At 37.0% G+C, this 14,880-nt stretch carries 16 protein-coding genes, 1 tRNA gene, 1 rRNA gene, 1 other RNA gene and 1 other annotated feature; of the genes, 15 read left to right on the forward strand and 4 right to left on the reverse strand.

All coding sequences use genetic code 11. The annotated features are described in order from the left end of the window. Positions 1 to 96: ribosomal RNA gene (rrf, locus tag F8162_RS07665) — 5S ribosomal RNA — on the forward strand; the annotation flags it as partial. A 34-nt stretch (positions 97 to 130) separates the two neighbouring features. Here the strand turns inward: rrf and F8162_RS07670 are convergent. Beyond that, positions 131 to 1,132, reverse strand: coding sequence for a YaaC family protein (locus F8162_RS07670; protein WP_151631978.1), 1,002 nt, complete (start codon positions 1,130 to 1,132; stop codon positions 131 to 133). Between the two features lie 115 nt (positions 1,133 to 1,247). Between F8162_RS07670 and guaB the strand changes: the two genes are divergently transcribed. The 7 genes from guaB (at position 1,248) to F8162_RS07705 (ending at position 8,200) form a co-directional block, all read left to right on the forward strand. Beyond that, positions 1,248 to 2,711 (forward strand): IMP dehydrogenase, encoded by a 1,464-nt coding sequence (gene guaB / locus F8162_RS07675; protein ID WP_076542839.1) that lies wholly within the window; start codon positions 1,248 to 1,250, stop codon positions 2,709 to 2,711. Between the two features lie 113 nt (positions 2,712 to 2,824). Continuing rightward, positions 2,825 to 4,132: a D-alanyl-D-alanine carboxypeptidase DacA gene (gene dacA / locus F8162_RS07680; RefSeq protein ID WP_151631990.1), complete on the forward strand. Its 1,308-nt coding sequence runs from the start codon at positions 2,825 to 2,827 to the stop codon at positions 4,130 to 4,132. A 161-nt stretch (positions 4,133 to 4,293) separates the two neighbouring features. Beyond that, entirely contained in the window at positions 4,294 to 5,181 is an 888-nt protein-coding gene (gene pdxS, locus F8162_RS07685) for a pyridoxal 5'-phosphate synthase lyase subunit PdxS (RefSeq protein ID WP_000186157.1), read from the forward strand. A gap of 18 nt (positions 5,182 to 5,199) precedes the next feature. Continuing rightward, a complete protein-coding gene (gene pdxT, locus F8162_RS07690; protein ID WP_000238773.1) occupies positions 5,200 to 5,790 on the forward strand; it encodes a pyridoxal 5'-phosphate synthase glutaminase subunit PdxT in 591 nt (196 codons plus the stop codon). 54 nt (positions 5,791 to 5,844) lie between these two features. Continuing rightward, positions 5,845 to 6,066: a binding site (T-box leader), on the forward strand. A 51-nt stretch (positions 6,067 to 6,117) separates the two neighbouring features. Beyond that, positions 6,118 to 7,392, forward strand: a complete 1,275-nt coding sequence (gene serS / locus F8162_RS07695) for a serine--tRNA ligase (protein ID WP_151631980.1) — start codon at positions 6,118 to 6,120, stop codon at positions 7,390 to 7,392. 156 nt (positions 7,393 to 7,548) lie between these two features. Next, positions 7,549 to 7,641, forward strand: a tRNA-Ser gene (locus tag F8162_RS07700). A 166-nt stretch (positions 7,642 to 7,807) separates the two neighbouring features. After that, positions 7,808 to 8,200, forward strand: a complete 393-nt coding sequence (locus F8162_RS07705; RefSeq protein WP_000364198.1) for a DUF3797 domain-containing protein — start codon at positions 7,808 to 7,810, stop codon at positions 8,198 to 8,200. 36 nt (positions 8,201 to 8,236) lie between these two features. Here F8162_RS07705 and F8162_RS07710 read toward each other — a convergent pair whose 3' ends face one another. From F8162_RS07710 to F8162_RS07720, 3 genes are all read right to left on the reverse strand, one after another. After that, positions 8,237 to 8,905 (reverse strand): deoxynucleoside kinase, encoded by a 669-nt coding sequence (locus F8162_RS07710; protein WP_001053583.1) that lies wholly within the window; start codon positions 8,903 to 8,905, stop codon positions 8,237 to 8,239. Positions 8,906 to 8,907: 2 nt separating this feature from the next. Then, complete coding sequence (locus F8162_RS07715; RefSeq protein WP_151631982.1) at positions 8,908 to 9,543, reverse strand: deoxynucleoside kinase; 636 nt, start codon at positions 9,541 to 9,543, stop codon at positions 8,908 to 8,910. 125 nt (positions 9,544 to 9,668) lie between these two features. Then, positions 9,669 to 10,208, reverse strand: a complete 540-nt coding sequence (locus F8162_RS07720) for an isochorismatase family cysteine hydrolase (RefSeq protein WP_151631984.1) — start codon at positions 10,206 to 10,208, stop codon at positions 9,669 to 9,671. 107 nt (positions 10,209 to 10,315) lie between these two features. Between F8162_RS07720 and tadA the strand changes: the two genes are divergently transcribed. From tadA to F8162_RS07760, 7 genes are all read left to right on the forward strand, one after another. Continuing rightward, complete coding sequence (gene tadA / locus F8162_RS07730) at positions 10,316 to 10,816, forward strand: tRNA adenosine(34) deaminase TadA (protein WP_002108901.1); 501 nt, start codon at positions 10,316 to 10,318, stop codon at positions 10,814 to 10,816. A gap of 80 nt (positions 10,817 to 10,896) precedes the next feature. After that, positions 10,897 to 11,161, forward strand: an RNA gene (gene ffs, locus F8162_RS07735) — signal recognition particle sRNA large type. Positions 11,162 to 11,293: 132 nt separating this feature from the next. After that, positions 11,294 to 12,982 carry a DNA polymerase III subunit gamma/tau gene (dnaX, locus tag F8162_RS07740; RefSeq protein ID WP_151631986.1) on the forward strand — a complete coding sequence of 563 codons (1,689 nt, stop codon included), beginning with the start codon at positions 11,294 to 11,296 and terminating at the stop codon, positions 12,980 to 12,982. A gap of 25 nt (positions 12,983 to 13,007) precedes the next feature. Beyond that, a complete protein-coding gene (locus F8162_RS07745) occupies positions 13,008 to 13,334 on the forward strand; it encodes a YbaB/EbfC family nucleoid-associated protein (RefSeq protein ID WP_170930109.1) in 327 nt (108 codons plus the stop codon). A 14-nt stretch (positions 13,335 to 13,348) separates the two neighbouring features. Then, complete coding sequence (recR, locus tag F8162_RS07750; protein WP_000559169.1) at positions 13,349 to 13,945, forward strand: recombination protein RecR; 597 nt, start codon at positions 13,349 to 13,351, stop codon at positions 13,943 to 13,945. Positions 13,946 to 13,959: 14 nt separating this feature from the next. Beyond that, positions 13,960 to 14,181 carry a YaaL family protein gene (locus tag F8162_RS07755; protein ID WP_000466020.1) on the forward strand — a complete coding sequence of 74 codons (222 nt, stop codon included), beginning with the start codon at positions 13,960 to 13,962 and terminating at the stop codon, positions 14,179 to 14,181. Positions 14,182 to 14,395: 214 nt separating this feature from the next. Then, positions 14,396 to 14,665 (forward strand): pro-sigmaK processing inhibitor BofA family protein, encoded by a 270-nt coding sequence (locus F8162_RS07760; RefSeq protein ID WP_151631988.1) that lies wholly within the window; start codon positions 14,396 to 14,398, stop codon positions 14,663 to 14,665. Positions 14,666 to 14,880 lie beyond the last annotated feature (215 nt).

Consider the following 14,880-nt stretch of genomic DNA (forward strand, 5'->3'; position numbering starts at 1 on the left):
GGTCACACCCGTTCCCATACCGAACACGGAAGTTAAGCTCTCTAGCGCCGATGGTAGTTGGGACCTTGTCCCTGTGAGAGTAGGACGTCGCCAAGCAATTAAAAACACAAGTCTTTTGACTTGTGTTTTTTTATTTCCCATGAAATAGGTTCGGTTCTGTTAGTAAAAAGGACGAAATATAGTAAGGGATTTTTTGAGCAGAAATAGTAAGAAATTGATAAATAAATGGGTAATCTTCAGAACCATAGCTCCCAAGTAAATCATACCACCAATCTGTTTCGTATCTAGAAATCATACTTAAATTGTAGAGCAATAAATAATGAACAAGAAGTTCAGGTAATACTGGTTTAGGATTTCTCGGGTCAGTTGTAATTGGTAAGTAATAAGCATCAGCAAGATATTCATAGTATAAGGGCGTACTATATATAGGATTCCACGATTGGATAGGAGCTGTAAAAAGCAAATTCGATCCGCTCGTTTTCCCGGGAACATGTTGTACGGATAAATGCTTACAAGTTGATTCAATGTAACGTGAAAATCTTTCTGTAGTCATATGGAGTCGATCTAGTATGTTGACCGAAAAGGAAAGTTCATTTGTATTTGTTGAATCGATTTTATATAAAGTGGCCCCTCTTTGACTATAACGAAATAAATTTTGTAATTCAGGAATATTTCCCATTAAATCTAGCATGTTAAACTTCTCTGCTTCTAAGTGTTTCATGTGAAACAGCTGTTCTGCAATATGAGTAAATAATCCATTTTTTTGCACCTTCACCTCATCTTCTAAAAATTGATACCCCTGTTTTTTTCGTTTACGAGTCGTAACACCATGAGCTAAAACAGTAGTGGATTCTGGATAGTTAGGATCAATAGTTAGTAAGCAGGCTTTAAAAAGTTGGCTCATTCCATAAAACAATAACATTGGCTGAATCGAAAAGGGGGCTACCTTATATAATTCATAATAGTTTTTCCCATGTTCTAAGTAATAAATAAAGGGATAACAATTTTCGAAACTTTTTTTTTCAGCATCTTGTATGGAGGATTTTTCATAGCAACGGGCAAGATAACGTTGTACATTTTGAGATGAAAAGAAGAAACTTAATTGCTGCCAAGTACAATGTGTTTGATGCATATATTACGCTCCTTTTATTGTCTAAAAATTCTAACATATATATACGTCCTTGACAGTATTTTAACCAATTGATAAGCTACTAATAATAATTTCTGGTATCATGGGGGGAACAATTATGTGGGAATCTAAATTTGTTAAAGAAGGTTTGACTTTTGATGACGTATTACTTGTACCAGCAAAGTCAGATGTATTACCAAGAGAAGTAAGTGTTAAAACAGTTTTATCTGAAAGCTTACAGTTAAATATCCCGTTAATTAGTGCTGGAATGGATACAGTAACAGAAGCTGATATGGCTATTGCAATGGCTCGTCAAGGCGGTTTGGGAATTATTCATAAAAACATGTCTATTGAACAACAAGCCGAGCAAGTTGATAAAGTAAAACGTTCTGAAAGTGGCGTTATCTCAGATCCGTTCTTTTTAACTCCAGAACATCAAGTGTATGATGCAGAGCATCTTATGGGAAAATACCGTATCTCAGGTGTACCGGTTGTAAATAATTTAGACGAGCGAAAATTAGTTGGTATTATTACAAACCGTGATATGCGTTTTATCCAAGACTACTCAATCAAAATTTCCGACGTAATGACAAAAGAAAAGCTAATTACAGCTCCAGTTGGTACAACGCTCGAAGAAGCTGAAAAGATCCTACAAAAGTATAAAATTGAAAAACTCCCTCTTGTTGATAACAACGGTGTATTACAAGGGCTTATTACAATAAAAGATATTGAAAAAGTAATTGAATTCCCAAATTCTGCAAAAGATAAGCAAGGACGCTTATTAGTTGGGGCAGCGGTTGGTGTAACGGCTGATGCTATGATTCGTATCGACGCATTAGTAAAAGCTAGCGTAGATGCAATCGTACTTGATACAGCTCATGGACATTCTCAAGGTGTTATTGATAAAGTAAAAGAAGTTCGTGCAAAATATCCATCACTAAATATTATCGCTGGAAATGTTGCTACTGCTGAAGCGACGAAGGCATTAATTGAAGCGGGTGCAAATGTAGTTAAAGTTGGTATTGGACCAGGCTCTATCTGTACAACACGCGTTGTAGCTGGTGTTGGTGTACCACAATTAACAGCAGTTTATGATTGTGCAACAGAAGCTCGTAAACACGGCATCCCAGTTATTGCTGATGGTGGTGTTAAGTACTCTGGTGACATGGTAAAAGCTTTAGCAGCAGGAGCACACGTTGTTATGCTAGGTAGTATGTTTGCTGGTGTTGCTGAAAGCCCTGGAGAAACTGAGATTTACCAAGGTCGTCAATTTAAAGTATATCGTGGTATGGGTTCTGTCGGAGCGATGGAAAAAGGAAGTAAAGACCGTTACTTCCAAGAAGGAAATAAAAAACTTGTTCCAGAAGGTATTGAAGGTCGAGTACCATATAAAGGACCTTTAGCAGATACAGTTCATCAATTAGTTGGTGGGTTACGTGCCGGTATGGGATATTGCGGAGCACAGAATTTAGAATTCTTACGTGAGAATGCACAATTCATTCGTATGTCAGGTGCTGGTTTACGTGAAAGCCATCCTCATCACGTACAAATTACAAAAGAGGCTCCAAACTACTCATTATAATGTCTTATATACAAATAGACGGAGATTTGATATCTCTGTCTATTTTTTTTTGATTATGTTAGAATAACGGTTATGTGAGTACATAGATATTGGGGGTAGCAAAAGTGAAAGGTATGTTTTGCAAAAGATTCATTGCGTTAGTAACAATGCTTACACTAGCTTGTAGTATGTTGTTACCATATAGCAATGCATCAGCAGAAACAGGAGCTGCTTTAAACATTGAAGCAGGTGCGGCAATTTTAGTTGAAGCGAATTCTGGGAAAATTTTATATCAAAAGAATGCAGATGAGTTATTATCAATTGCTAGTATGACAAAGATGATGAGTGAATATTTAGTTCATGAAGCAGTGGATAAAGGAAAACTTAAGTGGGATCAAAAAGTTAAGGTTTCTGAATATGCTTATAAAGTTTCACAAGATGCTTCTTTATCAAATGTTGCATTAGAAAATGGTGGCACTTATACAGTAAAAGAGTTATATGAAGCAATGGCAATCTTTTCTGCAAATGGTGCAACAATTGCATTAGCAGAAGCAATTGCAGGTAAAGAAGTAGACTTCGTAAAAATGATGAATGATAAATCAAAAGAACTAGGGTTGAAAAATTATAAATTTGTCAATTCTACAGGTTTAACGAATAAAGATTTAAAGGGAATGCATCCTGAAGGAACAACAGCGGATGAAGAAAATAAAATGTCTGCAAAGGATGTTGCAATTTTAGCACAACATTTAATTAAAGATTATCCAAAAGTGTTAGATACAGCAAAAATCCCGAAAAAAGAATTCCGTCCAGAAAAAGAGAAATTTGCAATGTCGAACTGGAACTGGATGTTAAAGGGCTTAGTGAAACAATATGATGGCGTAGATGGCCTGAAAACAGGCTCGACTCCAGAAGCAGGGGATTGCTTCACTGGTACGGTTGAAAGAAACGGTATGCGTTTTATTTCTGTAGTTATTAAAACGAGTTCTCATACAGCACGTTTTGATGAAACAAAGAAGCTATATGATTATGGATTTGCTAACTTTGAAATGAAGCAAATGTATAAAAAAGATTCTTCAGTAAAAGGACAAGAAACAGTACGAGTAGAAAATGCTAAAGATAAAGATGTAGCAGTTCAAACAAAACGAGCTGTTTCACTTCCAGTGCCAAAAGGAAGTAAAGATGTTTATAAAACAGAATTAAAAGAAGCAAACAAGGGACAAGAAGCACCTATTAAAAAGGGAGCTGCACTTGGCCAAATGGTAATCACACCAAAAGATGCGAATGACCCTGGATTTTTATCTGGTAAGTCATTACAAATAGATCTTGTAACAACGTCTGCAGTAGAGGAAGCGAATTGGTTTACTCGCTCTATGCGCGGAATAGGTTCTTTCTTTGGTAGTATATGGAATAGTGCTGTTGATACAGTAAAAGGTTGGTTTTAAAAGCTCCTCATTGTAGGGGCTTTTTCTTATTCCTATTTTTCATACCGACTTTATGAAAAAGTAGTAGACAAGCATCTGATAGTTAGTGGTAGAATGTAAGAGTATTCTTAATTTTCGCCTTTAACGGGGAAAAGCAATTCACCTAGGGGGGTTTTTGTAACATGACAAATGTAACAGGGACAGAACGTGTAAAACGTGGAATGGCAGAAATGCAAAAAGGCGGCGTTATTATGGACGTAATTAACGCTGAACAAGCAAAAATTGCAGAAGAGGCAGGCGCAGTTGCTGTTATGGCACTAGAGCGTGTACCAGCAGATATTCGTGCGGCAGGTGGCGTTTCTCGTATGGCAGACCCAACAATCGTTGAAGAAGTTATGGGTGCTGTTTCAATTCCGGTTATGGCAAAATGCCGTATCGGTCATCTTGTAGAAGCACGTGTATTAGAATCATTAGGGGTAGACTATATCGATGAGAGTGAAGTATTAACTCCTGCTGATGAAGTATACCATTTAAATAAACGTGATTACACAGTTCCGTTTGTATGTGGTTGCCGTGATATCGGAGAAGCTGCGCGTCGTATTGCAGAAGGTGCATCTATGCTTCGTACAAAAGGTGAACCAGGAACAGGAAACATTGTAGAGGCAGTGCGTCATATGCGCCAAGTCAATGCAGAAATCCGTCAAGTTGCAAGTCTACGTGAAGATGAGTTAATGACATATGCAAAAAATACTGGTGCTCCTTATGAAGTACTACTTGAAATTAAACGCCTTGGTCGTTTGCCAGTTGTAAACTTCGCAGCAGGTGGTGTAGCAACACCAGCAGATGCAGCGTTAATGATGCAACTTGGTGCGGATGGTGTATTCGTAGGATCTGGTATCTTCAAATCAGAAAATCCAGAGAAATTTGCACGCGCAATCGTTGAAGCGACGACTCATTATGAGGATTACGAACTAATTGCAAGCCTTTCTAAAGGATTAGGTAATGCAATGAAAGGTATCGAAATTTCAACGTTATTACCAGAACAACGCATGCAAGAGCGTGGATGGTAATTGAAGGAGAACTTTAAAATGGTGAAAATCGGTGTGCTAGGTCTTCAAGGTGCAGTTCGTGAGCATATAAAATCAGTTGAAGCAAGTGGTGCAGAAGCTGTTGTTGTAAAGCGTATAGAGCAACTTGAAGAGATTGATGGTCTTATTTTACCAGGCGGTGAAAGTACAACAATGCGCCGTCTTATTGATAAGTATGCTTTCATGGAACCACTTCGTACATTCGCGAAGTCTGGTAAACCAATGTTTGGTACATGTGCAGGTATGATTCTTCTTGCAAAAACACTTATTGGCTATGAAGAAGCACATATTGGTGCTATGGATATTACAGTAGAACGCAATGCGTTCGGACGCCAAAAAGATAGCTTTGAAGTCGCACTTTCAATTAAAGGTGTAGGAGAAGAATTTATTGGTGTATTTATCCGTGCTCCGTATGTTGTAAATGTAGCTGATGATGTTGAAGTACTTTCTACACATGGTGACCGAATGGTAGCAGTAAAACAAAATCAGTTTTTAGCTGCTTCATTCCATCCGGAATTAACGGATGATCATCGTGTCACAGCATACTTTGTAGAAATGGTAAAAGAAGCGAAAATGAAAAAAGTTGTCTAAGTAACTTGCAACTTGTATAAGATTATAGTAAATTGATGGTAACAATTTTATAAAATAAGCGTGTTGATAGGAAGTAGTAACAAATGCCGTTTCTTATAGAGAGTCGATGGTTGGTGGAAATCGATAGAAACAGTTTGTGAATCCATCCTGGAATGGAATGTGGAATATCTTTATGATTAGTAAACATTCCCGGTGAAGAGCCGTTATTTCTACTTGAGAGGAAAGCGGTAATGCTTTCAACTAGGGTGGCAACGCGGGTTAACTCCCGTCCCTTTATATAGGGACGGGAGTTTTTTGTGTTTTATAAAATAAAAGGAGGAGTATATAATGCTTGATATTAAATTTTTACGTACAAATTTTGAAGAAGTAAAAGCAAAGTTACAGCATAGAGGCGAAGATTTAACTGATTTTGGTCGCTTTGAAGAGCTGGATACGAGAAGAAGAGAATTACTTGTTCAAACAGAGGAACTAAAAAGTAAACGTAACGAAGTATCTCAACAAATCTCTGTATTGAAGCGCGAAAAGAAGGATGCAGAAGCTTTAATTCTAGAAATGCGTGAAGTTGGAGAAAAAGTAAAAGATCTTGATAATGAACTTCGTACAGTTGAAGAAGATTTAGAAAGATTAATGTTATCTATTCCAAATATACCTCATGAATCTGCTCCAATTGGTGAAACAGAAGATGATAATGTAGTAGCACGTACTTGGGGAGAAGTGAAAGAATTTGCTTATGAACCAAAACCACATTGGGATCTTGCTACAGATTTAGGGATTTTAGATTTTGAGCGTGCCGGGAAAGTAACGGGAAGCCGCTTCGTATTCTATAAAGGTGCTGGCGCGAGATTAGAGCGTGCTTTAATTAGCTTTATGCTTGATCTTCATACTGATGATCATGGATATGAAGAAGTATTGCCTCCATATATGGTAAACCGTGCAAGCATGACAGGAACAGGACAGCTTCCGAAGTTTGAAGAAGATGCATTCCGTATTGAAAGTGAAGATTACTTCTTAATTCCAACAGCTGAAGTACCTGTAACGAATATGCACCGTGATGAAATCTTAAATAAAGAGCAATTGCCTATACGATATGCTGCATTTAGCTCTTGTTTCCGTTCTGAAGCAGGTTCAGCTGGCCGTGATACACGTGGCTTAATTCGTCAGCATCAGTTCAATAAAGTAGAGCTTGTAAAGTTCGTAAAACCAGAAGATTCTTATGAAGAGTTAGAAAAACTAACAAATGATGCAGAACGCGTGTTACAATTATTAGAGTTGCCATATCGCGTTATGAGCATGTGCACAGGCGATTTAGGATTTACAGCAGCGAAGAAATACGATATCGAAGTATGGATTCCAAGCTATGGCACATATCGTGAAATTTCTTCTTGTAGTAATTTTGAGGCTTTCCAAGCGAGACGTGCAAATATCCGTTTCCGTCGTGAGCCAAATGGTAAACCAGAACATGTTCATACATTAAATGGATCTGGTCTTGCAATTGGACGTACGGTGGCAGCTATTTTAGAGAACTACCAACAAGAAGATGGTACAATTATAATTCCAGAAGTTCTTCGCCCTTATATGGGAGGAAAAACAGTTATTAAGTAAATTTATAAACATTCATCGGTATGAGTGATTGGTAATTATGAGCGTTGTCAGTACTATAATGTAGGAGAGGGAAAGTAAAATTTCCCTTTCCTCATAATTTATTTTAGTAGGGTTGACTAACTGTTTTTCTTTTGATATTATATTTGATGTCAATATGGAGGTATACCCAAGTCTGGCTGAAGGGATCGGTCTTGAAAACCGACAGGCGGCGAGAGTCGCGCGGGGGTTCGAATCCCTCTACCTCCTCCAGATATAATTGACAACAGCGCATATAAGTGGAGATTGGAGAACTCGTTACCAACACGTAACGAGTTTTTATTTTAAAACCAATCATAAAGTATGGTGTAAGGCGATTTTGTCCTTATTACACACTCATATTCCGATGATTATCTTCATAGATATGAAAGGAGTCAACATGGATCTTATTATACAAACGTTTCCTTTAGATGGAAAAACTTTATATTATGTACAATGTCCTGTCTGTAAGAACAATAGAATTTTAAACAGTGGTGCAAATGTGTCACGCATTATAAGCGATGATACATTCCGTAAACTTTGTGGTTGCACTTGTGATGTAAAGCAAACTGCGACAAAAGTAGAGGCGCCAAAAAAAGTTGAAAAAGCAGCTGTAAAGAAAGAAGCAGCTCCAAAACGTACAGGTAAAGTATTAACAGCAGTGATTAACGGGAAAGAAATGACTGTTAAAGAGATTGCTGAAACATACGATATTAGTACAAGTACTGTTCGTCAGCGTATTAACGCTGGAAAACCTGAGAGTGAAATTATTGCTCCAACAAAAAAGAAGTAATTTAATAGAAAAACCCGTGCATATGCACGGGTTTTTCTATTTTACAAGTTTACGTGTTTGTTTTAAAAAATGACCAATTTTTTTAATGATTGGTTCAATGGAATCGCCATCTTTTAAAATATCGTATTCATTAATGTTTAATCGTAAAACAGGACATGCATTAAAGTTATTAATCCAGTTTTCGTAACGGCCATGCATCTCTTTCCAATACTCAATTGGTGTTTGTTGTTCCATCGGACGTCCGCGTTCTTGGATGCGATCAACAATATCATCGAAAGAACCTTCTAAGTAAATTAATAAATCTGGATGAGGGAAGTAAGGAGTCATGACCATAGCGTCAAATAAACCTTTGTATGTTTCATAATCAGTTTCCGTCATTGTACCTTTTTCATGATGCATCTTTGCAAAAATTCCAGTGTCTTCATAGATAGAGCGATCTTGAACAAAGCCGCCACCGTATTCAAAAATTCTTTTTTGTTCTTTAAATCGTTCTGCTAAAAAGTACACTTGCAAGTGGAAGCTCCAGCGTGTGAAATCAGCATAGAACTTGTCCAAATAAGGGTTCGAATCTACCTTTTCAAATGATGTGCGATAACCTAAAGCGTTAGCTAATGCAGTTGTCATAGTTGATTTTCCGACACCTACAGTTCCAGCAATAGTGATTACTGCGTCATTTGGTATATCATATTTTTGCCTTAAATTCATTGTTATTTCGACTCCTTTAAGAGAGTATTTTGAAGGGCGGATAGGATGACGTTTAAATCATCAGAATTTTTTACAAAATCCATATCGTCTCCGTTAAATTTTAATACTGGTATATCTGGATGATCCTTTTTAAAAGTATCCATTGCCGTTTCGTAATCTTTTGTGAGCTGTAGTAAGTAATTTGGATCCATATTTTTTTCGAATTCTCTTCCGCGCATCGCAATTCGTGTTTGTAATGTTTCCAAGCTAGCTGTTAAATAAACGATAACGTTTGGTACAGGCATATCTTGTGTAAGGATACGATAGATTTGCATGTACTTGTCGTATTGAGAATTCTTTAATGTACGGGATGCGAAAATTAAATTTTTAAATATATGATAATCCGCTACTACTGGCTTCCTTTGATTCAAATACTTTATGTTAATATCTTCTAATTGTTTGTATCTATTACAAAGAAAGAACATCTCTGTTTGAAAACTCCATTCGTCGATGTCTTCATAGAATTTTCCTAAAAAAGGATTTTCATCAACAATCTCTTTTAGTAAGTGGAGTTGCATGTGAGTTGAAATTTCCTTCGCAAGTGAGGTTTTTCCAACACCAATTGGTCCTTCAACCGTGATAAATGGTACTCCGGTCACGCTGTTTCCTCCTTTCAATCAGTGATTTACCGTGACTACTAAAAACACAAAACAGAATTATTGTAGCACAAGAGGGAAGCGAGCGGGTTAATTTGATATAAAAAGTTAGAAAATAGATATATGTATTAATTAATTTTTATTTGAGATGACGGTACTATATTTGCTTTTAATGTGGCTTCCATTATTTTTAAAGCATGCAGATTATCCTGATCATGATTCGAGGCAATACAGTCCTGTGGTACATACAGTGTATAATTTCTCATATGAGCATCGTTAGCTGTAAAGAGGATACATATATTCCCGGCGACTCCTGTTAATATTAGATTTTTTATTTTTAAATAGCCTAATAAAGAATTTAAAGGTGTTTCATAAAAAGCAGAGTAATGTGGTTTAATAAAAATGTAATCATCAGAATTTGGAGCAATCTTATGAATGATATTTTCACTATACTCATTTGTACAATGGGTAATTAGTTGGTCAATATCAGATCTCCAAAGTTGATAATGGTCATTAACATAAATTATGGGGTAGCCAAAGGATTTCATTGTTTTCTTTAATTGTAAAATAGGATTTGTTATCATTTCGCATTTTTTAGCTAAGGTGGGCCCGTGTGAAAATTGAAAATCATTAATCATATCGATAATGAGTAAGGCAGTATTCTTCATATGTAATCCCCTCTCTTTTTTATTAGGGTGGATTGAATTTGTAAAAGTTATCCCATGTGTAGTAAATGGAAATAAGTGTACTTTATTTGTAATGAAAGGACTATGGTATGGAACACGATCAAGATATTTATTTTATGCAGTTAGCAATAGAAGAGGCTAAAAAAGCAGAGGCAATACAAGAAGTACCGATTGGCGCAGTTATAGTGTTAGATGGTGAAGTAATTAGTGTTGCTCATAATTTAAGAGAAACTGAACAAAGATCAATAGCTCACGCTGAGTTGTTAGCTATTGATGAGGCGTGCAAAAAATTAGGGACATGGCGTTTAGAAGATGCGACGTTATATGTAACATTAGAGCCTTGTCCGATGTGTGCGGGTGGAATTGTTTTATCACGAGTGAAGCGAGTTGTATATGGTGCAAGTGATCCGAAAGGTGGATGTGCAGGGACGTTGATGAATCTTTTAACGGATGAACGCTTTAATCATCAATGCGAGGTAGTGGCTGGTGTATTAGAAGAAGAATGCGGTACTTTGTTAACAAACTTTTTTAGAGAGCTTCGTAAAAAAAGAAAAGCGATAAAAAAATTAGAGAAAAGTAACGAGAATTAACGTATTTGCATTTTATAAAAAAACAAGTTATACTGATAATGCCTTTTAATGAAGGCAACCGAATATTGGTTTTAACTTTGCCGTGCTAAGCGGGGAGGTAGCGGTGCCCTATACTCGCAATCCGCTCTAGCGAGGCCGAATCCCTTCTCGAGGTTATGTTGCTGTAAGGTCTGCCTTAAGTAAGTGGTGTTGACGTTTGGGTCCTGCGCAACGGGACCCCGTGAACCTTGTCAGGTCCGGAAGGAAGCAGCAATAAGCGGGTCTTCTCGTGTGCCGCAGGAGTGCCTGAACCGAGCTAACTGCTTGAGTAACGCTTATGGTACGTAATCGACAGAAGGTGCACGGCAGTTATATATGTATACAAAACTCACCTTAATACTAAGGTGGGTTTTTTGTATGGAAAATAACTTTTGGAATCTATAAACAGAATGGGTTATAATAAATGAGATAATAACCTTTGAGGGAGGCCGTATTTTCGTGTCATACCAAGCGTTATACCGAACATGGAGACCGCAAAAATTTGAAGATGTAGTCGGTCAAAAGCACGTGACAAAAACGTTGCAAAATGCCCTTCTTCAAGAGAAAGTTTCACATGCTTATTTATTTTCTGGGCCGAGGGGAACAGGAAAAACAACCATTGCAAAAGTATTTGCAAAAGCAATCAACTGTGAACATGCTCCGGTAGCTGAACCTTGTAATGAATGTCCTTCTTGTTTGGGGATTGCACAAGGATCTATTTCTGATGTATTAGAAATTGATGCGGCTTCAAATAACGGTGTAGATGAAATTCGAGATATTAGAGATAAAGTAAAATATGCTCCAAGTGCTGTAGAATATAAAGTATACATTATTGATGAGGTTCACATGCTTTCTATGGGTGCCTTCAATGCGCTTTTAAAAACGTTAGAAGAGCCGCCAGGACATGTCATCTTTATTTTAGCGACAACAGAACCACATAAGATACCACCTACGATTATTTCGCGTTGCCAACGTTTCGAATTTCGAAAGATATCAGTAAATGATATTGTTGAGAGATTATCGACTGTTGTGACTAATGAAGGTACGCAAGTAGAAGATGAGGCGTTACAAATTGTTGCACGTGCCGCTGAAGGTGGTATGCGTGATGCGCTTAGTCTTATTGATCAGGCAATATCTTATAGTGATGAAACAGTTACGACAGAAGATGTATTAGCTGTAACAGGTTCTGTTTCTCAGCAATACTTAGGTAACTTAGTAGAATGTATACGTGAAAATGATGTATCAAGAGCATTACGTATCATAGATGAGATGATGGCTAAAGGGAAAGATCCAGTTCGATTTATGGAGGATTTCATTTACTATTATCGCGATATGCTTTTATATCAAACTTCACCACAACTGGAACATATGTTAGAACGGGTAATGGTAGATGAGCAATTCCGGATGTTAAGTGAAGAAATGCAACCGGAAGTAATCTATGAAATCATTCATACTCTTAGTAAGGGACAACAGGAAATGAAGTGGACAAATCATCCACGAATTTTCTTAGAAGTTGTTATGGTACAGCTGTGTCAACAGTTTATGATGCAAGCAAACGGTGCAGATCGTTTACAAGCAATTATGAATAGGATGCAGCAATTGGAGAAAGAGTTAGAACAAGTTAAAAAGAATGGTGTGCCGGCTGGTGTCCAGCAGGAAGTCAGAGAGACGCGTACAGCACCAAAGCCGGTGCGGACAGGGAGTATGAAGATTCCTGTCGGACGCGTAAACGAAGTATTGAAGCAAGCGAAGCGTCAAGATTTAGAACAATTGAAAGCTGTGTGGGGTGAGTTGTTAGGAAGGCTCAAAGCATACAACAAAGTGGCGTTTGCTGTTTTATTAGAAAATAGCGAACCGGTAGCGGCTTCGGATGATACTTACGTTTTAGCGTTTCAATATGAGATTCACTGTAAAATGGCGAGCGAAAACCGAGAAGCTATGGATACAGTGGAACAGGCCTTGTTTGAATTGCTAAGTAAAAGATTAAATATGATTGCTATTCCCAAAAGTGAATGGGGTAAAATCCGTGAAGATTTTTTACAGCGTGAAGGCGAAGCTTCTGAAGAAAGCCCAGAGAAAAAAGAGGATCCTCTTATAGAAGAGGCAGTAAAATTAGTAGGGCAAGAACTTATTGAAATAAAAGAGTGATAATAATGAGGAGGAATTAATTATGATGCGTGGCGGAATGGGAAATATGAATAACATGATGAAACAAATGCAAAAGATGCAAAAAGATATGGCAAAAGCGCAAGAAGAACTTGGTGAAAAAACAGTTGAAGGTACAGCTGGTGGCGGTATGATCACAGTTATTGCAAATGGTCATAAGCAAATTCTTGAAGTGAAAGTGAAAGAAGAAGTTGTAGATCCAGAAGATATCGAAATGTTACAAGACTTAGTGTTAGCTGCAACAAATGATGCACTTAAAAAAGCTGATGAACTTTCAAATTCTACAATGGGTAAATTTACAAAAGGCTTGAACTTACCGGGTGGAATGTTCTAGGAGGATACTGATATATGCATTATCCAGAACCGATATCGAAATTAATTGATAGTTTTATGAAGTTGCCAGGAATCGGACCGAAAACAGCGGTTCGTTTGGCATTTTTCGTATTAGATATGAAAGAAGATGATGTGTTAGGTTTTGCAAAAGCACTTGTGAATGCGAAGCGAGATTTAGCGTATTGTTCTGTATGCGGGCATATTACTGACCGTGACCCTTGTTATATTTGTAATGATTCACATCGAGATCAATCGGTTGTTTGTGTTGTACAGGAACCGAAAGATGTAATCGCAATGGAAAAAATGAAAGAGTATCAAGGAGTATATCATGTATTACGTGGTGCGATTTCTCCAATGGAGGGAATTGGACCAGAAGACATTAATATCCCGCAACTCTTAAAGCGACTGCATGATGAAACGGTACAAGAAGTAATATTAGCAACAAACCCTAATATTGAAGGGGAAGCTACAGCGATGTATATATCCCGCCTCTTAAAGCCGACAGGTATTAAAGTAACTCGTATTGCACATGGTCTGCCAGTTGGTGGAGATTTAGAATATGCAGATGAAGTTACGCTGTCGAAAGCGTTAGAAGGTCGTAGAGAAGTATAAGAGGAGAAACAAAAATGTTCTTTCAAAAAAAGGGTAAATTGCGTAAAGAGTATGATGATAAGCTAATTGTACTATTAGAAAAGGTAAAGAATGAGTGGTTACGTCAGAAGAGAATGGTGGAACAAAGCGTTGAACCATCTCAAGATGTACTTTGTTCTTTAAAAATAGCAGAGGCGAAATATTTCTTCTTGTTAAAAGAAGCAAAACGTCGTCCTGTAAAAATGGAACAATGGTAAAAGGTTCTGCTGAAAAAGCAGAACCTTTTTATTTTATTCATTAAACATTTAGTAGTTACTTTGTTTGGAGAGAACAATTAATGGTTTTTATGAAGAAGTGTTACTGAATCAAGGTGAATAAGATAAAAAGACTGGAGTTATATGATACATGTTCTTTTTTATCTTCTTGTCCCATACAAATAAGTGTGTATAGGTCATTCATAAGGAGGAAAAAATGAATTCTACAATTATTATTGTTGGTATTCTTACATTAGTTTTTATTTTCCTTATTTTTGGTGTTTCTTCTAAGCCATTACGTTTTATAGGAAAAGCGCTTTTTCATGTTACTTTGGGAGTAGCATTACTTTTTATCGTAAATGTTATAGGAACATATTTTGATTTTCATATTCCAATTAACTTGGGAACCGCAACAATCACAAGTTTATTAGGTCTGCCTGGTGTTGCTGCATTAGTGGTTATTAAGCTTTATATCATGCCAAGATAAATTTATTTTGGCATTTTTTTAAAAAGTATTGACGAACGAATGATTAATATGGTAAATTAATAAGCGTCGTCAGGAACGAAAGAAAAAGTTGTTGACAGATTTAACGCGAAATGTTAAATTATAAAAGTCGCTGAAACGCGATGTTGAACTTTGAAAACTAAACGAAACAAACAACGTGAAACGTCAATTTTTATTTTTAGATGCTAGACAAACTA

The sequence above is a fragment of the Bacillus sp. CH140a_4T genome, from assembly GCF_008923725.1.
In the GTDB taxonomy this organism is placed as follows: domain Bacteria; phylum Bacillota; class Bacilli; order Bacillales; family Bacillaceae_G; genus Bacillus_A.